The sequence below is a fragment of the Nocardioides albidus genome (assembly GCF_006335005.1).
GTDB classification, from domain to species: Bacteria; Actinomycetota; Actinomycetes; order Propionibacteriales; family Nocardioidaceae; genus Nocardioides; species Nocardioides albidus.
In genome coordinates this window covers 84,913-98,199 of record NZ_VDMP01000017.1, presented here as the reverse complement: position 1 = coordinate 98,199, position 13,287 = coordinate 84,913, and the positions used below count along the sequence as shown (strand labels likewise).

The following is a 13,287-nucleotide window of genomic DNA, read 5'->3' as shown; positions in this document are numbered from 1 at the left end:
CACCAAACTACGACGGAACGGTCACTGAACCCTGGCGGGCACGCCGTCGGCACCGACCAACGGGTCCACCTTCACCTTGATCGGCGCCGGGTCGAGCTCGGCGGGCTTGCGCGGGCCCGGCTGCTCGATCGGCAGCCGGTCCTCGCCGGACGCCGGCTGCGGGTCGCCGCTGATCTCCCCCGAGCCGAGGTGCAGGACGCCGGCGCCCGTGGTCGGCATCACCATGCCGAGCCGCTCGGCCGCCGCCGCCACGTGCGCGGGGTCGTTGAGGGCCTGCAGGTCCATCTCCAGTGCCTCCTGCTGTGCGCCGAGGTCGGTGGCCTGCTTCTGCAGCGCGGTCTCGCGGAACGACGCCTGCTGCATGGAGGTGTTGAACATCAGCAGGCCGACCACTCCCCCGAGCAGGATCACGCTGACGAAGGTCACGAACGGGACCCGCGGTGCGCGGGTGCGCCGCCGCGGGACGACCGTCAGCCGGGCCCGCTGCAGGGCCGCCTGGGCGATGCGCGGGGCGACGTACGGGAGCCGGTTGCGGAGAGGTGAGGTGGAGGACATCAGACGGCTCCCTTGCCAGTGGATGTGCTGGGACGGTGGCTGGTGCGCTCGAGGGCGCGGAGTCTCACGGAGGCGGCGCGAGGGTTCTCCTCGATCTCCTCCGGGGTCGCCTGCTCGGCGCCGCGGGTGACGAGCCGGTACGACGGCTCGGCGCCCTCGGGCACGAACGGAAGGTCGTCGGGGACGTCGAGCCGGGTGGCGGCGGCGAAGGCCCGCTTGACCAGGCGGTCCTCCAGGGAGTGGTAGGACTCGACGACCACGCGACCGCCGACCTCGATCGCGTCGATCGCGGCCGGGATCGCGCGCTGCAGCACCCGCAGCTCGTCGTTGACCTCCATGCGCAGTGCCTGGAAGGTCCGCTTGGCCGGGTGACCTCCGGTGCGCCGCGCCGGCGCCGGGATGACGTCGTAGAGCAGCTCGACGAGACGTGCCGAGCTGGTGAACGGCTCCCGCTCGCGCTCGCGGACCACGGCGTCGGCGATCCGGCGGGCCATCCGCTCCTCGCCGTACTCCTTGAGGACGCGGGCCAGCTCGGCCGCGCTGTAGGTGTTGAGGACGTCGGCGGCCGTCGGCCCGGCGTCGCCCATGCGCATGTCGAGCGGCGCGTCGACGGCGTAGGCGAAGCCGCGCTCGGGCAGGTCGAGCTGCATCGAGGAGACGCCGAGGTCGAACAGCACGCCGGCCACGCCGGCCACGCGCGGCAGGCCCTGGTCGGCCACCACGTCCGCGATCTCGTCGTAGACGGCCTGGACGCCGACGAACCGGTCGCCGTACGGCGCCAGCCGCTCCCGGCTGCGCGCGAGAGCCTGCGGGTCGCGGTCGATGCCGATCACGCGCGCCTGTGAGCAGCGCTCGAGGACCGCCTCACTGTGACCGCCGAGGCCGAGGGTGCAGTCGACGAGCACGGCGCCGTCGTGGTCGAGCGCGGGCGCGAGGAGGGAGACGACCCGGTCCAGCAGGACGGGGACGTGGTGGGCGCGGCTCATCTCCTCAGCGCCCCGCGACGTCGGCCAGGTGGGCCATCACGAGGAGGAAGACGCAGCTCAAGGAGAGCGTCACCGAGAAGGCCATCACCTTGAGGGCCTCGGCCGCCTGCTCGCGGACACGAGCAGGCACGTGCTCACCGGAGACCTCCGGTGGCTGCGTGCGAACGACGCTCATGCTCTCGACCCCTCGACCCTGGGAACTCGGAAATGCGGTGGAAGGCGGATCCGCAGAGCCAGGTCCCGGCCCGCTCCCGACCCGGTGTTCGGGGTGCCGTCTGGTGCCGGGGAAGGTGCCCCAGAAGGCGGTGTTCGCCTGTCGCCTGTGGCCGGGGAAGGTGCTACAGGAGACAGGACTCGGGGAGCGGGAACGGGCTGAGACCTCGTCCTGCGGATCCGCTGTTGTGTTGTCGGTGCTGCTGCGGGAGGACGAGCGCTAGTCGTCGTCCTCGTCGAGGTCGGCGAACTCCTCCAGGGCCTCGAGCTGGAACTCGCGCCAGGCGGCGGGGTTCCAGATCTCCAGGCGGTCCCGGACTCCGATCACGACGACGTCGCGCTCGAGTCCGGCGTACTCGCGCAGGTGGGCCGGGATGCCGATCCGGCCCTGCTTGTCGGGGGTGCTCTCGTCGCCGCCGGCGAAGAGCACCCGGGCGTAGCGCCGGGCGGCGCGGTTGGTCATCGGCCGGGCGGCTGCCCGCTCGGCCTCCTCGGCGAAGACATCGGTCGGCCAGACGACCAGGCACTTGTCCTGTCCCTGTGTGACCACGAGGCCCTCCGCCAGCCGATCCCTGAACTTCGCCGGGAGGAAGAGACGGCCCTTGTCGTCGAGCTTCGGGGTGTAGGTGCCCATGAAGAGCATCGGGCCACCCCCAGCCGTCCCACCGGACTCCGCCGTTCCTCCACTTTCCCCCACACTACTCCACTTTCCCCCACCGTCAACCACATTCCCCCCACTTCCGGCCCCCGTGCGCGCCACGGCCGACGCCGAAGCCGCAGGTCAGGGCGCGGGAAGCGCGGGTGGAGTGAAGTGGAGTGACCCCGCGTCTTCGCGGCGCGCCGTAGGGTTGCTCCACCGCAGCGAGGTGGCTGCTGAAGAGAGGGAGAAGAGCCCGTGGAGTCGCCGAGCACCCAGGTCGATGCCGATGTCGACACCGTGGCGCGCGTCGCCGGCCGGATCCAGGCCAACGTGGAGAAGGTGATCGAGGGCAAGGGCGAGGTCGTCGCCGCCTCCATCGTCGTGCTGCTCGCCGAGGGCCACCTGCTGCTCGAGGACGTCCCCGGGGTCGGCAAGACCATGCTGAGCAAGGCCCTCGCGCGCAGCATCGACTCGACGGTCCGCCGGATCCAGTTCACGCCGGACCTGCTGCCGTCCGACATCACGGGCGTGTCGGTCTACAACCAGTCCACGCGCGAGTTCGAGTTCCGCCCGGGCGGCGTCTTCGCCAACGTGGTCATCGGCGACGAGATCAACCGGGCCTCCCCCAAGACCCAGTCCGCTCTGTTGGAGTGCATGGCCGAGCGCCAGGTGACCGTCGACAACGTCACCTACCACCTCGATTCGCCGTTCATGGTGATCGCGACCCAGAACCCGGTCGAGATGGAGGGCACCTATCCCCTCCCCGAGGCGCAGCGCGACCGCTTCCTCGCCCGCGTCTCCATCGGCTACCCGGTCCCGGCCGCGGAGATCGCCATGCTCGCCAGCCACGGCGCGGTCAACCCGCTCGACGACCTCGAGCCGGTCACCGACAGCGCCGAGATCCGCAAGATGTGCGCCATCGTCAGCCAGGTGCACGTCTCGGAGGCCGTGCAGCGCTACGCCGTGGCGCTCACCGCCGCCACCCGGCACAGCCCCGAGCTCGTCCTCGGCGCGTCGCCGCGCGCGACCCTCCACCTGGTGCGCGCGGCCAAGGCCCGCGCCGCCTTGCACCGCCGCGACTACGTCCTGCCCGACGACCTGCGCGCCCTCGTCCAGCCCGTGCTGGCCCACCGCCTGCTGCCCAGCGCCGAGGCGGCGATCGGTGGCCGGAGTCTCGCGACCATCCTGGAGGGCATCGCGGCGCAGGTCCCGGTGCCCGACTCGTCGTCCTGAGCGCGGTCAGCACATGCGCCGGCTCCTGTCCTCCCTGACCCTGCGCGGACGCGCGTTCCTCGCGGCGGGCCTGACCGCGGTCGTGTGCGCCCTGGGCTTCGGCCAGCCGGCACTGATCCGGGTGGGGGTGCTGGTGCTGGCCCTGCCGCTGCTGGCGTCGCTCGTCGTGAGCCGGCGCAAGCACGACCCGACGGTCAGCCGCACGGTGTGGCCGCGCCTGCTGCGCGCGGGCGAGACGGCGCGGATCGACCTGACCATCGCCAGCGACCGCAAGCGCTCCGACGGCGCGTTGCTGGTGGAGGACACCCTCCCCTACGCACTGGGCGGCCGAGCCCGGTTCGTGCTCCAGGGCCTGGGCGGGGCCTGGGAGCGGACGGTCTCCTATCCCGTCCGCTCCGACATCCGCGGCCGGTACGTCGTCGGGCCGGTCGTCGCACGCCTCGCCGACCCGTTCGGGCTGGTCGAGCGCCGTCGCTCCATCGGCGGGACCGCCCAGCTCACGGTGACACCGCGGGTGGTCCCCCTCCCCTCGATCCCGCTGGCCGGTGGCTGGCAGGGGGCCGGCGAGCACCGCCCTCAGGCGTTCGCGTCCGGATCCGCCGAGGACGTCAGCGTGCGGGAGTACCGCCGCGGCGACGACCTGCGCCGGGTGCACTGGCGCAGCTCCGCGCGGGTCGGCGAGCTGATGGTGCGCCGCGAGGAGCAGCCGTGGGAGGCGCACGCGACCGTCCTGCTCGACAACCGACGCCTCGCCCACCGAGGACACGGCCCCGCCTCGAGCCTGGAGGCCGCCGTCGTCGCCGCCGCCTCCGTCACCATCCACCTCGAGCAGCACGGCTACGCCGTGCAGCTGTGCACCGCAGACGGGATCGCCGGGGTCGACGGGATCGGCCGGGGCGCCCTCGGCTCCGAACGCGCCCTCGAGTGCCTCGCCGTCCTCGACATGTCGCACCGCAGCACCCTCGACGTCACCTGGTCGGGCGAGCAGGCCCGCGGCGGCGTCGTGGTCGCCGTACTCGGCGGCTTTCTCGCCGACGACAACTCCGCGCTGCGGCGGATCCGGCACGACGCCGGGACCGCCCTCGCGCTCGTCCTCGACGTGGACCAGTGGTCGCCGAGCCGGGAGGGACTCGGCGGGAACGCCGCGGCGCCGGTGACCGCCCTCGCCTGGCGAGCCACCGGGCTGGGCCCGCGCGACCACCTCGACCGAGCCTGGCGCGAGCTCGGCCGGGCCCCCGTCCGGGGAGGGGCCCGCTCATGAGCCAGGCGACCGTCACCGACCGCCGCGGATCCTTCGGCCCCGTCCTCCTCCTCGGAGTGGTCGCCGTGCTCACCACCTGGGCCGCGCTCACCGCGTGGCGCGGGTTCGTCGAGGATCCCGGCACCTACCTGCGCCCTCTCGCCACGCTGGCCGGGCTGCTCGCCCTCACCGGCTCGGCGCTGCGCTGGGCCGGAAGCCCCCGATGGCTGACCACACTGCTCCAGATCGTCGTGAGCACCGCCTTCGTCTCCCGCGAGCTCTCCGGCTCCCTGCTCCCCCTCGGCGGGAACGCCGCCGAGATCTGGCAGGCACTGGAGACGTCCGTGCGGACGTCTCGCCAGTACGCCGCGCCCATCGGCGACCAGGTGGCTCCGGTCTGGCCGCTCCTGGTGGTCGCCGGCGCGGGCATCCTCGTGCTCGTCGACACGCTCGCGTGCACGCTGCGCCGGGTCCCGGCGGCCGGGCTCGGGCTGCTGGCGGTCTACGCCCTGCCCAGTGGCGTGCTCGCCGACGGCCCCGACGCGACCAGCTTCCTCGCCGCCGCGGCGGGCTTCCTGGTCCTGCTCCACCTCGAGTCCCGCGACCACCTCCTGCGCTGGGGTCGCACGATCGGCCCCGACCAGGACACGCTCTGGCGCAGCAACCCGCTGCGCGAGGCGATGCGCGCCGGCGCCGGACGGATCGGCGTCGCGGCCACCGCCCTCGCCCTCGTCGTCCCCGCCTTCGTGCCCACCGCCGGCGTCACGCTGTTCGACCTCGGCACCGGGAGGGGCGACGGGGACATCCGGATCCGCAAGCCCGTCGCCGACATGCGCCGCGACCTCGAGCGCGGCCGGGACGTGCCGCTCGTCGAGGTCCGCACCGACGACCCGCGCCCGTCGTACCTGCGGATCTCGGTGCTCAACCGCTACACCGGCGACGAGTGGAGCAGCGGCGACCGCGACGTCGCCCGCGACGACCGCGCCGACGGGCCCGTGCCCCTGCCCGGCGGGATCTCCCCGGACGTGCCGCGCACGACCTATGCGTACGACGTGTCGGTCACCGACGAGCTCGAGTCGACCTGGCTTCCCACGCAGTATCCGGTCTCGCAGGTGCAGGCGCCCGGCGACTGGCGCTTCGATCCGTCGACCATGGACTTCCTGGCGGCCGACGACGACCTCGACACGCGCGGCATCCGCTATGCGATGCGGGCCGTCGACCTCGACTTCGGGACGAACCGCGCCTTCTTCCGCAACTCGCGGGTCTCCGACGTGTCCGAGGAGGTCCTCCACCTGCCCGGCAGCGTTCCGCCCCTCGTGCGCAGCCTGGCGCGCGATGTCACCTCCGGCGCGACCTCCGACTACGAGCGGGCGTTGCTGCTGCAGCGCTGGTTCCGCGAGGACGGTGGCTTCACCTACGACCTCCGCAGGGCGCCGAAGGGCACCGGCAACCAGACCTTGGAGGGCTTCCTCGCGCGCAACGGACGGGTGGGCTACTGCGAGCAGTTCGCCTCGGCCATGGCGGTGATGGCCCGTGTTCTCGGCATCCCCTCCCGGGTGGCGGTCGGCTTCCTCGAGGCGGACCCGCTCGGCGACGGACGGTGGGAGTACAGCAGCCACGATCTCCACGCCTGGCCCGAGCTCTACTTCGCGGGCTCCGGCTGGGTGCGCTTCGAGCCCACCCCCTCCGGACGGGTCGAGGATGTGCCCGCCTACACCCGGCTCCCCGTCGACGGCGGCAGCGGCGACCCCCGCGGCGGACCGACGGGCGCGTCGTCCGCCGCGCCCGGGTCCACGGCGTCCGCCGCACCCAGCGGAGGAGCGAACCGGCGTCCCGAGATCGAGCGCGACGGCGGCACGATCGACGCCGGGGACGACGGCGGGCTCCCCCTGCCGGTGCTCGTCGGCGGCTCGGTCCTCCTCGTCCTGCTCCTCGCCGCCGGCGCGGCCCTGGCCGGACCACGGACGTCGCGCGTGCGCGCCCGACACTCCGGCCTCGCAGGCCCGCCCGACGCGGTGTGGCGGGAGATCCGGGCGACCGCCGTCGACCTCGGCCTGCCCTGGCCCGCCGGGCGCTCACCGCGCGAGGCCGGAGCCTTCGTCCTCGGTCACCTCGCCGCCCCGGGCGATCCCGCCGAGCGCCCCCGCACCGGCCCCGACGCGGCCCCCGAGGCCGCCGCGGCGCTCGAGCGTCTGGTCCTCGCCGTCGAGCGCGCCCGCTATGCGCGCCCCGGCGCGGTCGCCACCCTCGAGCGCACCTCGGTTGCCGAGGACGGAGCGCTGGTCATCGCCGCCCTCGAGGCCGGCGTGAGCCCCCGCGCCCGGCGCCGAGCGCGCTGGATCCCCCGGTCCGTCTGGCGCCGCTGATCCGGCGAGCGGCTGGGCCGCCGGCGGGGCGGGCTGGGGCCGGGCGGGCTGCCGGGCGGGACGTCATACGTTCTGAGGCCTAGAACCCACGGTTCGCATGACGTTGTCGATCAAGATCCGGGGCGGACCGAGACGTCATACGCCCTGAGGCCCAGAACCCACAGTTCGCATGACGCTGTCGGTCGGGCTCGACGGCGAGGCGGGGACGTCATACGCCCTGAGGCCTAGAACCCACAGTTCGCATGACGTTGTCGATCAAGATCCGCGGCGGGGCGGGGACGTCATACGCCCTGAGGCCTAGAGCCCACAGTTCGTATGACGTTGTCGCGGAGCGGCGCTATCCCACCCCGTCGGTCTTCGCGGGAGGCGACGGTGACGGAGCGTAGGGAGCGAGGGACGAGCGACCGGAGTGGAGGAGCCGAGTCTTTCCGCGAGCCGACAGGGTGGCCGCCGAGCGGAGGTGGGGCCTACGGAAGCCAACCGCGTGCGCGGCCGCGCGGCGCGAGGAACGAGCGACGCGCTCGCGCCATCCAACTCAGCGGCGGCAGCGCGGCGCGAGGAACGAGCGACGCGCTCGCGCCATGCAACTCAGCGGCGGCGGCGGCGCCAGCGGGCCTGGAGGGTGTCCATGAAGCTCGACGATCGGTTGTGGCCGTGGCCGCCGCGACGGCCGCCGTCGATGACACCGAACCCGGAGGGGTGGGAGCTGACGGTGGGGGCCGCACCGCCGCGCTGGCCGCGGACGGAACCGAGCAGGACGGTCGCGGAGACGAGCATGATGACGAAGCCGACGACCCCGACGGGCCAGTAGCTGCTGACGGCACCGCCCATCATCACCGCGACACCGCAGGCGAAGACGACGCCGGCGAGGATAGCGCGGCGGCGAGCTGCCTGGCGGAGGGTCGTGCCCCGCAGGGTGGACGCGAACTTCGGGTCCTCCTCGCTGAGGGCGCGCTCCATCTGCTCCAGCAGTCGCAGCTCCTCTTCCGAGAGTGGCACCGAATCCTCCGACGACGTGTGAGGCGGGTCTCCGCCGATGACTTGCTTCAAGTGTAGGCAGGCATCTCCAGCGGTGGTAGGTCGTCCCCCGAAATTGTCCGCTCGGCGGGCGGGAGGGTCCGGACGGGTGGTCACAGGAGGCTGGCGCGGCGCACGGCGGCCTGCCCGAACCGGTCGACGGCACGGTCGACGGCACGGTCGGCGTCGGGCCAGCCGGGGTCGCGCTCACCGAGCACCAGCTGGCGGCCGTCACCGGGGCGGAGCCGGCGCAGGCCCTCGACCCGCACGCCGACGAGGCGGACCGCGAGGGGGCGGGGTCCGCGCGCGTCGAGGAGTCCGTCGAGGAGGGTGAGCGCGGCGGCGTACACGTCCTGCGTCACGTCGGTGGGCTCGGGCAGGGTGCGGGAGCGCTGGACGGTGGTGAAGTCGGAGTAGCGGACGGTGACGGTCACGGTGCGCCCGGTGCGCCCCGCGGCACGGACCCGGGCGGCGACGCGGGCGGTCAGTCGGAGCAGCTCGCGGCGCAGCGCGTCCCGGTCGCGTACGTCGACCGCGAGGGTGTGCTGCGCGCCCATACTGCCCTCGGGCTCGCCCTCCCCGAAGCCGAAGACGCCGGCGCCGCCCGGCACGAGCTCGGAGCGGTCGGCGCCCCACACCAGGGCGTGGAGGTGCGTGCCGAGGTGGCGGCCGAGCATGCGGCGCAGCAGGTCGGGCGGGATCGCGGCGACGTCGCCGACACTGACGAGGCCGAGCCGGTGCAGGCGCTGGCGGGTGGCCTCGCCGACGCCGTAGAGCACGCCGACATCGAGCGGGTGGACCTCCTCGACGAAGCGATCGGGCGCGATCACCCGGACGCCGTCGGGCTTGGCCTGGCGGCTGGCGAGCTTGGCGACCGAGATCGTCGCGGCGATGCCGACCGAGCAGGTGATGCCGTGCTCGGCGCGGATGCGGGAGCGGAGGCGCTCGGCGATCGCCTCGGGTGAGCCGAAGAGGCGCAGTGCTCCGCGCACGTCGAGGAAGGCCTCGTCGAGGGAGGTGACCTCGACGAGCGGCGTGACGGTGCGGAAGGTCTCCATGATCGCCCGCGACACCGGCGTCAGGAGGCCGAAGTCGGGCGCCATGGTGACGGCGTCCGGGCACAGGCGGGCCGCCTCCGCACCGGGCATCCCGGAGCGGATGCCGTGGCGGCGGGCCGGGTAGTTGGCGGACAGGACGACGCCGCGATGGCCGCCACCGACCACGACGGGCACGTCGTGGAGCTCGGGCCGGTCGCGGATCATCACGGACGCGTAGAAGGCGTCCATGTCGACGTGCAGCAGGTGGCACGCGACGCTCACGGCCCGTCTCCGGACCGAGGGGAGCCCGGGTCAGGACGCGGCGTGGGCCAGGACGTGCAGCTGGGTGGCCAGCGGGAGGTATTCGGGCCGCCGGGCGACCGCACGCTCGAGATCGACGAGGGCGGAGGCTGCGCCGGGCTCCTGGTCGACGAGGGCCGCGGGCACCAGGTCGGCGAACACCCGCACGGCGTGGACGGAGACCGCGCCGAAGCCGTGCGTGTCGAGGAGGTCGCGGATCTCCTCGACGGTGAACCGCCGGCCGGTGTGCGGGTCGACCGGCGCCGTGTCGTCGAGCAGGGCGCGTGCCTGGTGGAAGTGACCGGCCATGGCGCGGGTGATGACGGCGGCGTGGCGCTGGCCCACGACGAGGCTGAGCAGGCCGCCCGGACGCAGCACCTCGCCGATCCGCTCGAGCGCCAGCGCCGGGTCGACGACCTCGAGGACACCGTGGCACAGCACCACGTCGGCGCTGTCGGCCCCGACGACGTCGACGAGGTCGGCGACGTCGCCCTGCAGCCCGGACACCTCGAGCTCGACCTCCCGGGCCCGGCGGGCCAGCGCCGCCAGGGCGTCCGGGCTGGGGTCGACCACGCGGACCCGGTGGCCGGACTCCGCCAGGCGGACGGCGAAGCCGCCGGTGCCGCCGCCGAGGTCGACCACGTCGCGGGGTCCACCCGCGAGCGCGGACTCGAGGGCGTCCCACACGACCGCGGTGCGGACCGATCCACGCTGCTCGCGAGAGGCCATGCGCCGAACACTACTGATCTCCACCGGGGCGGCAGGTAGGCGCTCCGTCAGCCGACGGCCAGGCCGGCGAGCTGCTCGCCGAGCGGCACGTGCGGCGTCAGGCCGAGGGCCTGCTCGACGAGGGCGAGGAAGCGGTCGGCGTCACGGACCAGGTCGTCGGCCTCCCGCTCGGTCGCGGCCCGCGCGGAACCTGCCTCGGCGGCCGCGCGCTTGGCCGCACCGGCGGCGAAGAAGGCCGCCCACTCGGCGAGCTCGGGCGCCACCTCGCTCAGCAGCACCCAGGCGTTGCGCTGGGCCCGCCGGCGCCCGGACTCGGGCCGGGCCCGTGCGGCGAGGAGTGCGGCGGCCGCGCGGAGCGCGGCGACGTGGGCGCAGGCGTAGCGCGTGGCGACGTCCCGGGCGGCGACCGCCTCGCTCAGCGACTCCGCCGAGCGGGTGAGGTAGTTGTGGGTGGTCGCCGGCAGGGCGTGCGGGCTGACCGTGAAGGGGGCGAACTGCTGGGCCACGGCGTCTTCTCCTCCGATGATGTTCGAACAACTGTTCGAATAATCCGAAGGTACACCCCTCCTCCGACACGACTCAAGAGGCGCGGGGGCCGGAGTCTCCCTCAGGAGTCGGCGGCGGACTCCCGGTCGGCGTCGCGGACGAACTGCCGGCTCTGGGGGTGCCAGAGGAAGACCAGGGTCACCGCGCTGATGACCGCGGCGGCGATGGCGATCCCGTCGACCATGATGGGCGGGTCGGTGCGCACGGTCGCGACGGCGACCACGATCACGCCGGCCACGATCGATGCCAGCGAATGGCGGGCCCAGTTGTGCGCAGCCATGAAGAGCGCGATCAGCGTGGCGGACAACACGGCCGTGACGCCGTACAGGACGAGGATCACGGGGACGAACTCCACCGGCTGCACCGTGCTGTCGCCGACCTGCATGGGCGACCAGACGCTGCCGAGGTCGTCGCGCTGGGTGACCACCAGGGTGCACACCAGGAGACCGGCCGCGATCTGGAACCACAGCAGCCAGCACGCGATCATCACGGCGGGCGGTCGGGCCTGCGAGGTCGGGGCCTGGCTCGCCGACGGGGCGGCCTCGGTCTCGGGCATGCTTCCTCCAGTCCGTGGTGGGGGTCGTGCTCGGTAGGGTCGCCCCATGTCGACCGAGCATCCCTCGATCTCCCGGTTCCGCGACGAGCACGAGCGCCGCGGCGGAACCGGCGAGATCGTCATTCTGCCCGACTCGGTCCACACCGCCGCACTGGCTGCCGAGGCACTCGGCTGCGAGGTGGGGGCGATCGCCAACAGTCTGCTCTTCGACGCCGACGGATCCCCGGTGCTCATCCTCACCTCGGGTGCGCACCGGGTCGACACCGAGCTGGTCGGCGCGAGCCTCGGAGGCCGGCGGCTGCGTCGAGCGAAGCCGGAGTTCGTGCGCGAGCACGCCGGTCAGGTCATCGGCGGGGTCTCCCCCATCGGGCATCCGGCGCCGATCCCCACCTACCTGGATCCCTGGCTGCAGCGCCACGACACCGTGTGGGCGGCCGCCGGCCATCCGGCTGCGGTCTTCTCCACGACGTACGACGAGCTGCTCGACCTCACCGGCGGCACTCCCCTCGACGTCGCGAAGGACTGAGGCGCGATGGCACGCATCATCGTCGTCGGCGGCGGCCTGGGCGGCATGGCCGCGGCCGCCCGCCTGGCCAAGCTCGGTCACGAGGTCGCGCTGCTGGAGGCGTCGGGCCGGCTGGGCGGGGCGATCGCGCCGGTCGAGCAGGACGGCTACCGGTGGGACGCCGGGCCGGGGAGCACGCTGCTGCCGGCCGCCCTGCGCGACCTGTTCCGCAAGTCGGGACGCCCCCTGGAGAAGGAGCTCGGCGGCGACCTGGAGCCGCTGCCGGTCCTGCGCGAGCATCGGTTCGCCGACCGCACCTCGGTGCGGCTGACGGGAGGCTCGCGAGCCGACCAGAGGGCGGCGTTCGACGAGCTCGGCCCCGGACTGGGCGAGAAGTGGACGAGCCATGTCGACGTGTACGGACCGGTCTGGGACGTGCTCCGTCGCCACTACGTGGAGGTTCCGTGGGACCCGCGCACCAAGGGTGCGGTCCCGAAGGAGCTCGATGCGATGTTCGACATCCGCGAGACCCTGCACAAGCGGCTGCGCCACGTCTTCCGCGACGAGCGGCTCGCCCTGGTCGCGGGCTTCCCGGCCGTCGCCGAGGGCCACGACCTGCGCAACGTGCCGTCGTGGGTGGGGGTCACCGCCTATCTCGAGCAGTGCTTCGGCGGGTGGCGGGTCCCCGGCGGCATGGGCCGCATCGCCGAGCTGCTCACCGCCCGTCTCGCGACGCGGGGCGTCGAGGTCCGCACCGGGGTCGAGGTGGCGGACCTCGTGGTGCGCGAGGGCCGCCTCGCCGCCGTGCGCACCTCCGAGGGCGAGGCGGACGCCGACGCCGTCGTCGTGGCGATCGATCCCCGCCGGCTGCCCGTGCTGGCGCCGCACGTCGAGCGGACCATGCCGGCCATCCCGCCCGTCGTCACCCACGTGGGCCTGGCCGGCGACGTCCCGGACCTTCGCCACGAGCTGGTCATCCACGAGGAGCCGCTGCTCACCGTCCGCCCCGGCGGCATCGCCCCCGACGGCGGGGCGGCGTGGACCATCCACGGCCGCGGCAAGATCGCCGAGGACCTGCTCGACGCCCTGGCCCGGCATCGGCTCGACATCCGGGACAACGTCGTGACGAGGGTCGACCTCTCGCCCCGCGTCCAGGTCGAGCAGTGGCGCGGCTCACCCATGGGCGTGCTGTGGCAGGGCCGCGGCACCGTGCGACACCGGCTCGGCCCGTCGACCCCGATTCCCGGCGTGTACGCCGCCGGCGCGCACGCCGCTCCCGGCGCGGGCGTGCCGTTCGTGACCCAGTCGGCCGCGCTCGTGGCCCAGCTCATCGGCCCCGCCTGACCCCTTGCGCGGCTCGCGCC

The 13,287-nt window shown here is 73.9% G+C and carries 14 protein-coding genes; 5 read left to right on the top strand and 9 right to left on the bottom strand.

Annotation, left to right across the window (positions count from 1 at the left end; all coding sequences use genetic code 11):
• Positions 1 to 21: 21 nt before the first annotated feature.
• The 4 genes from ftsL to mraZ all read right to left on the bottom strand — a co-directional run bounded on the left by ftsL (position 22) and on the right by mraZ (position 2,397).
• Positions 22 to 555: a cell division protein FtsL gene (ftsL, locus tag FHP29_RS04795; protein WP_139621710.1), complete on the bottom strand. Its 534-nt coding sequence runs from the start codon at positions 553 to 555 to the stop codon at positions 22 to 24.
• Positions 555 to 1,541, bottom strand: coding sequence for a 16S rRNA (cytosine(1402)-N(4))-methyltransferase RsmH (rsmH, locus tag FHP29_RS04790; protein WP_139621709.1), 987 nt, complete (start codon positions 1,539 to 1,541; stop codon positions 555 to 557). Before rsmH ends, ftsL begins: the two co-directional genes overlap by 1 nt.
• Before the next feature lie 4 nt (positions 1,542 to 1,545).
• Positions 1,546 to 1,716 (bottom strand): hypothetical protein, encoded by a 171-nt coding sequence (locus FHP29_RS21530; protein WP_158296465.1) that lies wholly within the window; start codon positions 1,714 to 1,716, stop codon positions 1,546 to 1,548.
• Between the two features lie 258 nt (positions 1,717 to 1,974).
• On the bottom strand, positions 1,975 to 2,397 hold the full coding sequence (gene mraZ / locus FHP29_RS04785) for a division/cell wall cluster transcriptional repressor MraZ (protein WP_139621708.1): 423 nt from the start codon (positions 2,395 to 2,397) through the stop codon (positions 1,975 to 1,977).
• 252 nt (positions 2,398 to 2,649) lie between these two features.
• Here mraZ and FHP29_RS04780 point away from each other — a divergent pair, with 252 nt between their 5' ends.
• Genes FHP29_RS04780 through FHP29_RS04770 form a run of 3 tightly spaced genes read left to right on the top strand, consistent with a single transcriptional unit; the run spans position 2,650 to position 7,233 of the window.
• Complete coding sequence (locus tag FHP29_RS04780) at positions 2,650 to 3,627, top strand: AAA family ATPase (RefSeq protein WP_139621707.1); 978 nt, start codon at positions 2,650 to 2,652, stop codon at positions 3,625 to 3,627.
• Positions 3,628 to 3,640: 13 nt separating this feature from the next.
• On the top strand, positions 3,641 to 4,888 hold the full coding sequence (locus FHP29_RS04775; protein ID WP_139621706.1) for a DUF58 domain-containing protein: 1,248 nt from the start codon (positions 3,641 to 3,643) through the stop codon (positions 4,886 to 4,888).
• Positions 4,885 to 7,233, top strand: coding sequence for a transglutaminase TgpA family protein (locus FHP29_RS04770; protein ID WP_139621705.1), 2,349 nt, complete (start codon positions 4,885 to 4,887; stop codon positions 7,231 to 7,233). The genes FHP29_RS04775 and FHP29_RS04770 overlap by 4 nt, the downstream gene beginning before the upstream one ends.
• Before the next feature lie 588 nt (positions 7,234 to 7,821).
• Here the strand turns inward: FHP29_RS04770 and FHP29_RS04765 are convergent.
• The 5 genes from FHP29_RS04765 to FHP29_RS04745 form a co-directional block, all read right to left on the bottom strand.
• Positions 7,822 to 8,232: a DUF3040 domain-containing protein gene (locus tag FHP29_RS04765; RefSeq protein ID WP_139621704.1), complete on the bottom strand. Its 411-nt coding sequence runs from the start codon at positions 8,230 to 8,232 to the stop codon at positions 7,822 to 7,824.
• A 131-nt stretch (positions 8,233 to 8,363) separates the two neighbouring features.
• On the bottom strand, positions 8,364 to 9,569 hold the full coding sequence (gene dinB / locus FHP29_RS04760) for a DNA polymerase IV (protein WP_240044313.1): 1,206 nt from the start codon (positions 9,567 to 9,569) through the stop codon (positions 8,364 to 8,366).
• A 30-nt stretch (positions 9,570 to 9,599) separates the two neighbouring features.
• Positions 9,600 to 10,316, bottom strand: coding sequence for a methyltransferase domain-containing protein (locus tag FHP29_RS04755; RefSeq protein ID WP_139621703.1), 717 nt, complete (start codon positions 10,314 to 10,316; stop codon positions 9,600 to 9,602).
• Positions 10,317 to 10,363: 47 nt separating this feature from the next.
• Positions 10,364 to 10,822: an SAV_6107 family HEPN domain-containing protein gene (locus FHP29_RS04750; RefSeq protein WP_139621702.1), complete on the bottom strand. Its 459-nt coding sequence runs from the start codon at positions 10,820 to 10,822 to the stop codon at positions 10,364 to 10,366.
• 101 nt (positions 10,823 to 10,923) lie between these two features.
• Positions 10,924 to 11,418 carry a hypothetical protein gene (locus tag FHP29_RS04745; RefSeq protein WP_139621701.1) on the bottom strand — a complete coding sequence of 165 codons (495 nt, stop codon included), beginning with the start codon at positions 11,416 to 11,418 and terminating at the stop codon, positions 10,924 to 10,926.
• A gap of 46 nt (positions 11,419 to 11,464) precedes the next feature.
• Between FHP29_RS04745 and FHP29_RS04740 the strand changes: the two genes are divergently transcribed.
• Positions 11,465 to 11,944 (top strand): YbaK/EbsC family protein, encoded by a 480-nt coding sequence (locus FHP29_RS04740; protein ID WP_139621700.1) that lies wholly within the window; start codon positions 11,465 to 11,467, stop codon positions 11,942 to 11,944.
• A 6-nt stretch (positions 11,945 to 11,950) separates the two neighbouring features.
• Positions 11,951 to 13,267, top strand: coding sequence for a phytoene desaturase family protein (locus tag FHP29_RS04735; protein ID WP_139621699.1), 1,317 nt, complete (start codon positions 11,951 to 11,953; stop codon positions 13,265 to 13,267).
• Positions 13,268 to 13,287: the final 20 nt, after the last annotated feature.

Coding starts and splice junctions, on each gene's coding strand:
- ftsL (WP_139621710.1), bottom strand. CDS start 555: ATGTCCTCCACCTCACCTCTCCGCAACCGGCTCCCGTACGTCGCCCCG.
- rsmH (WP_139621709.1), bottom strand. CDS start 1,541: ATGAGCCGCGCCCACCACGTCCCCGTCCTGCTGGACCGGGTCGTCTCC.
- FHP29_RS21530 (WP_158296465.1), bottom strand. CDS start 1,716: ATGAGCGTCGTTCGCACGCAGCCACCGGAGGTCTCCGGTGAGCACGTG.
- mraZ (WP_139621708.1), bottom strand. CDS start 2,397: ATGCTCTTCATGGGCACCTACACCCCGAAGCTCGACGACAAGGGCCGT.
- FHP29_RS04775 (WP_139621706.1), top strand. CDS start 3,641: ATGCGCCGGCTCCTGTCCTCCCTGACCCTGCGCGGACGCGCGTTCCTC.
- FHP29_RS04770 (WP_139621705.1), top strand. CDS start 4,885: ATGAGCCAGGCGACCGTCACCGACCGCCGCGGATCCTTCGGCCCCGTC.
- FHP29_RS04755 (WP_139621703.1), bottom strand. CDS start 10,316: ATGGCCTCTCGCGAGCAGCGTGGATCGGTCCGCACCGCGGTCGTGTGG.
- FHP29_RS04745 (WP_139621701.1), bottom strand. CDS start 11,418: ATGCCCGAGACCGAGGCCGCCCCGTCGGCGAGCCAGGCCCCGACCTCG.
- FHP29_RS04740 (WP_139621700.1), top strand. CDS start 11,465: ATGTCGACCGAGCATCCCTCGATCTCCCGGTTCCGCGACGAGCACGAG.
- FHP29_RS04735 (WP_139621699.1), top strand. CDS start 11,951: ATGGCACGCATCATCGTCGTCGGCGGCGGCCTGGGCGGCATGGCCGCG.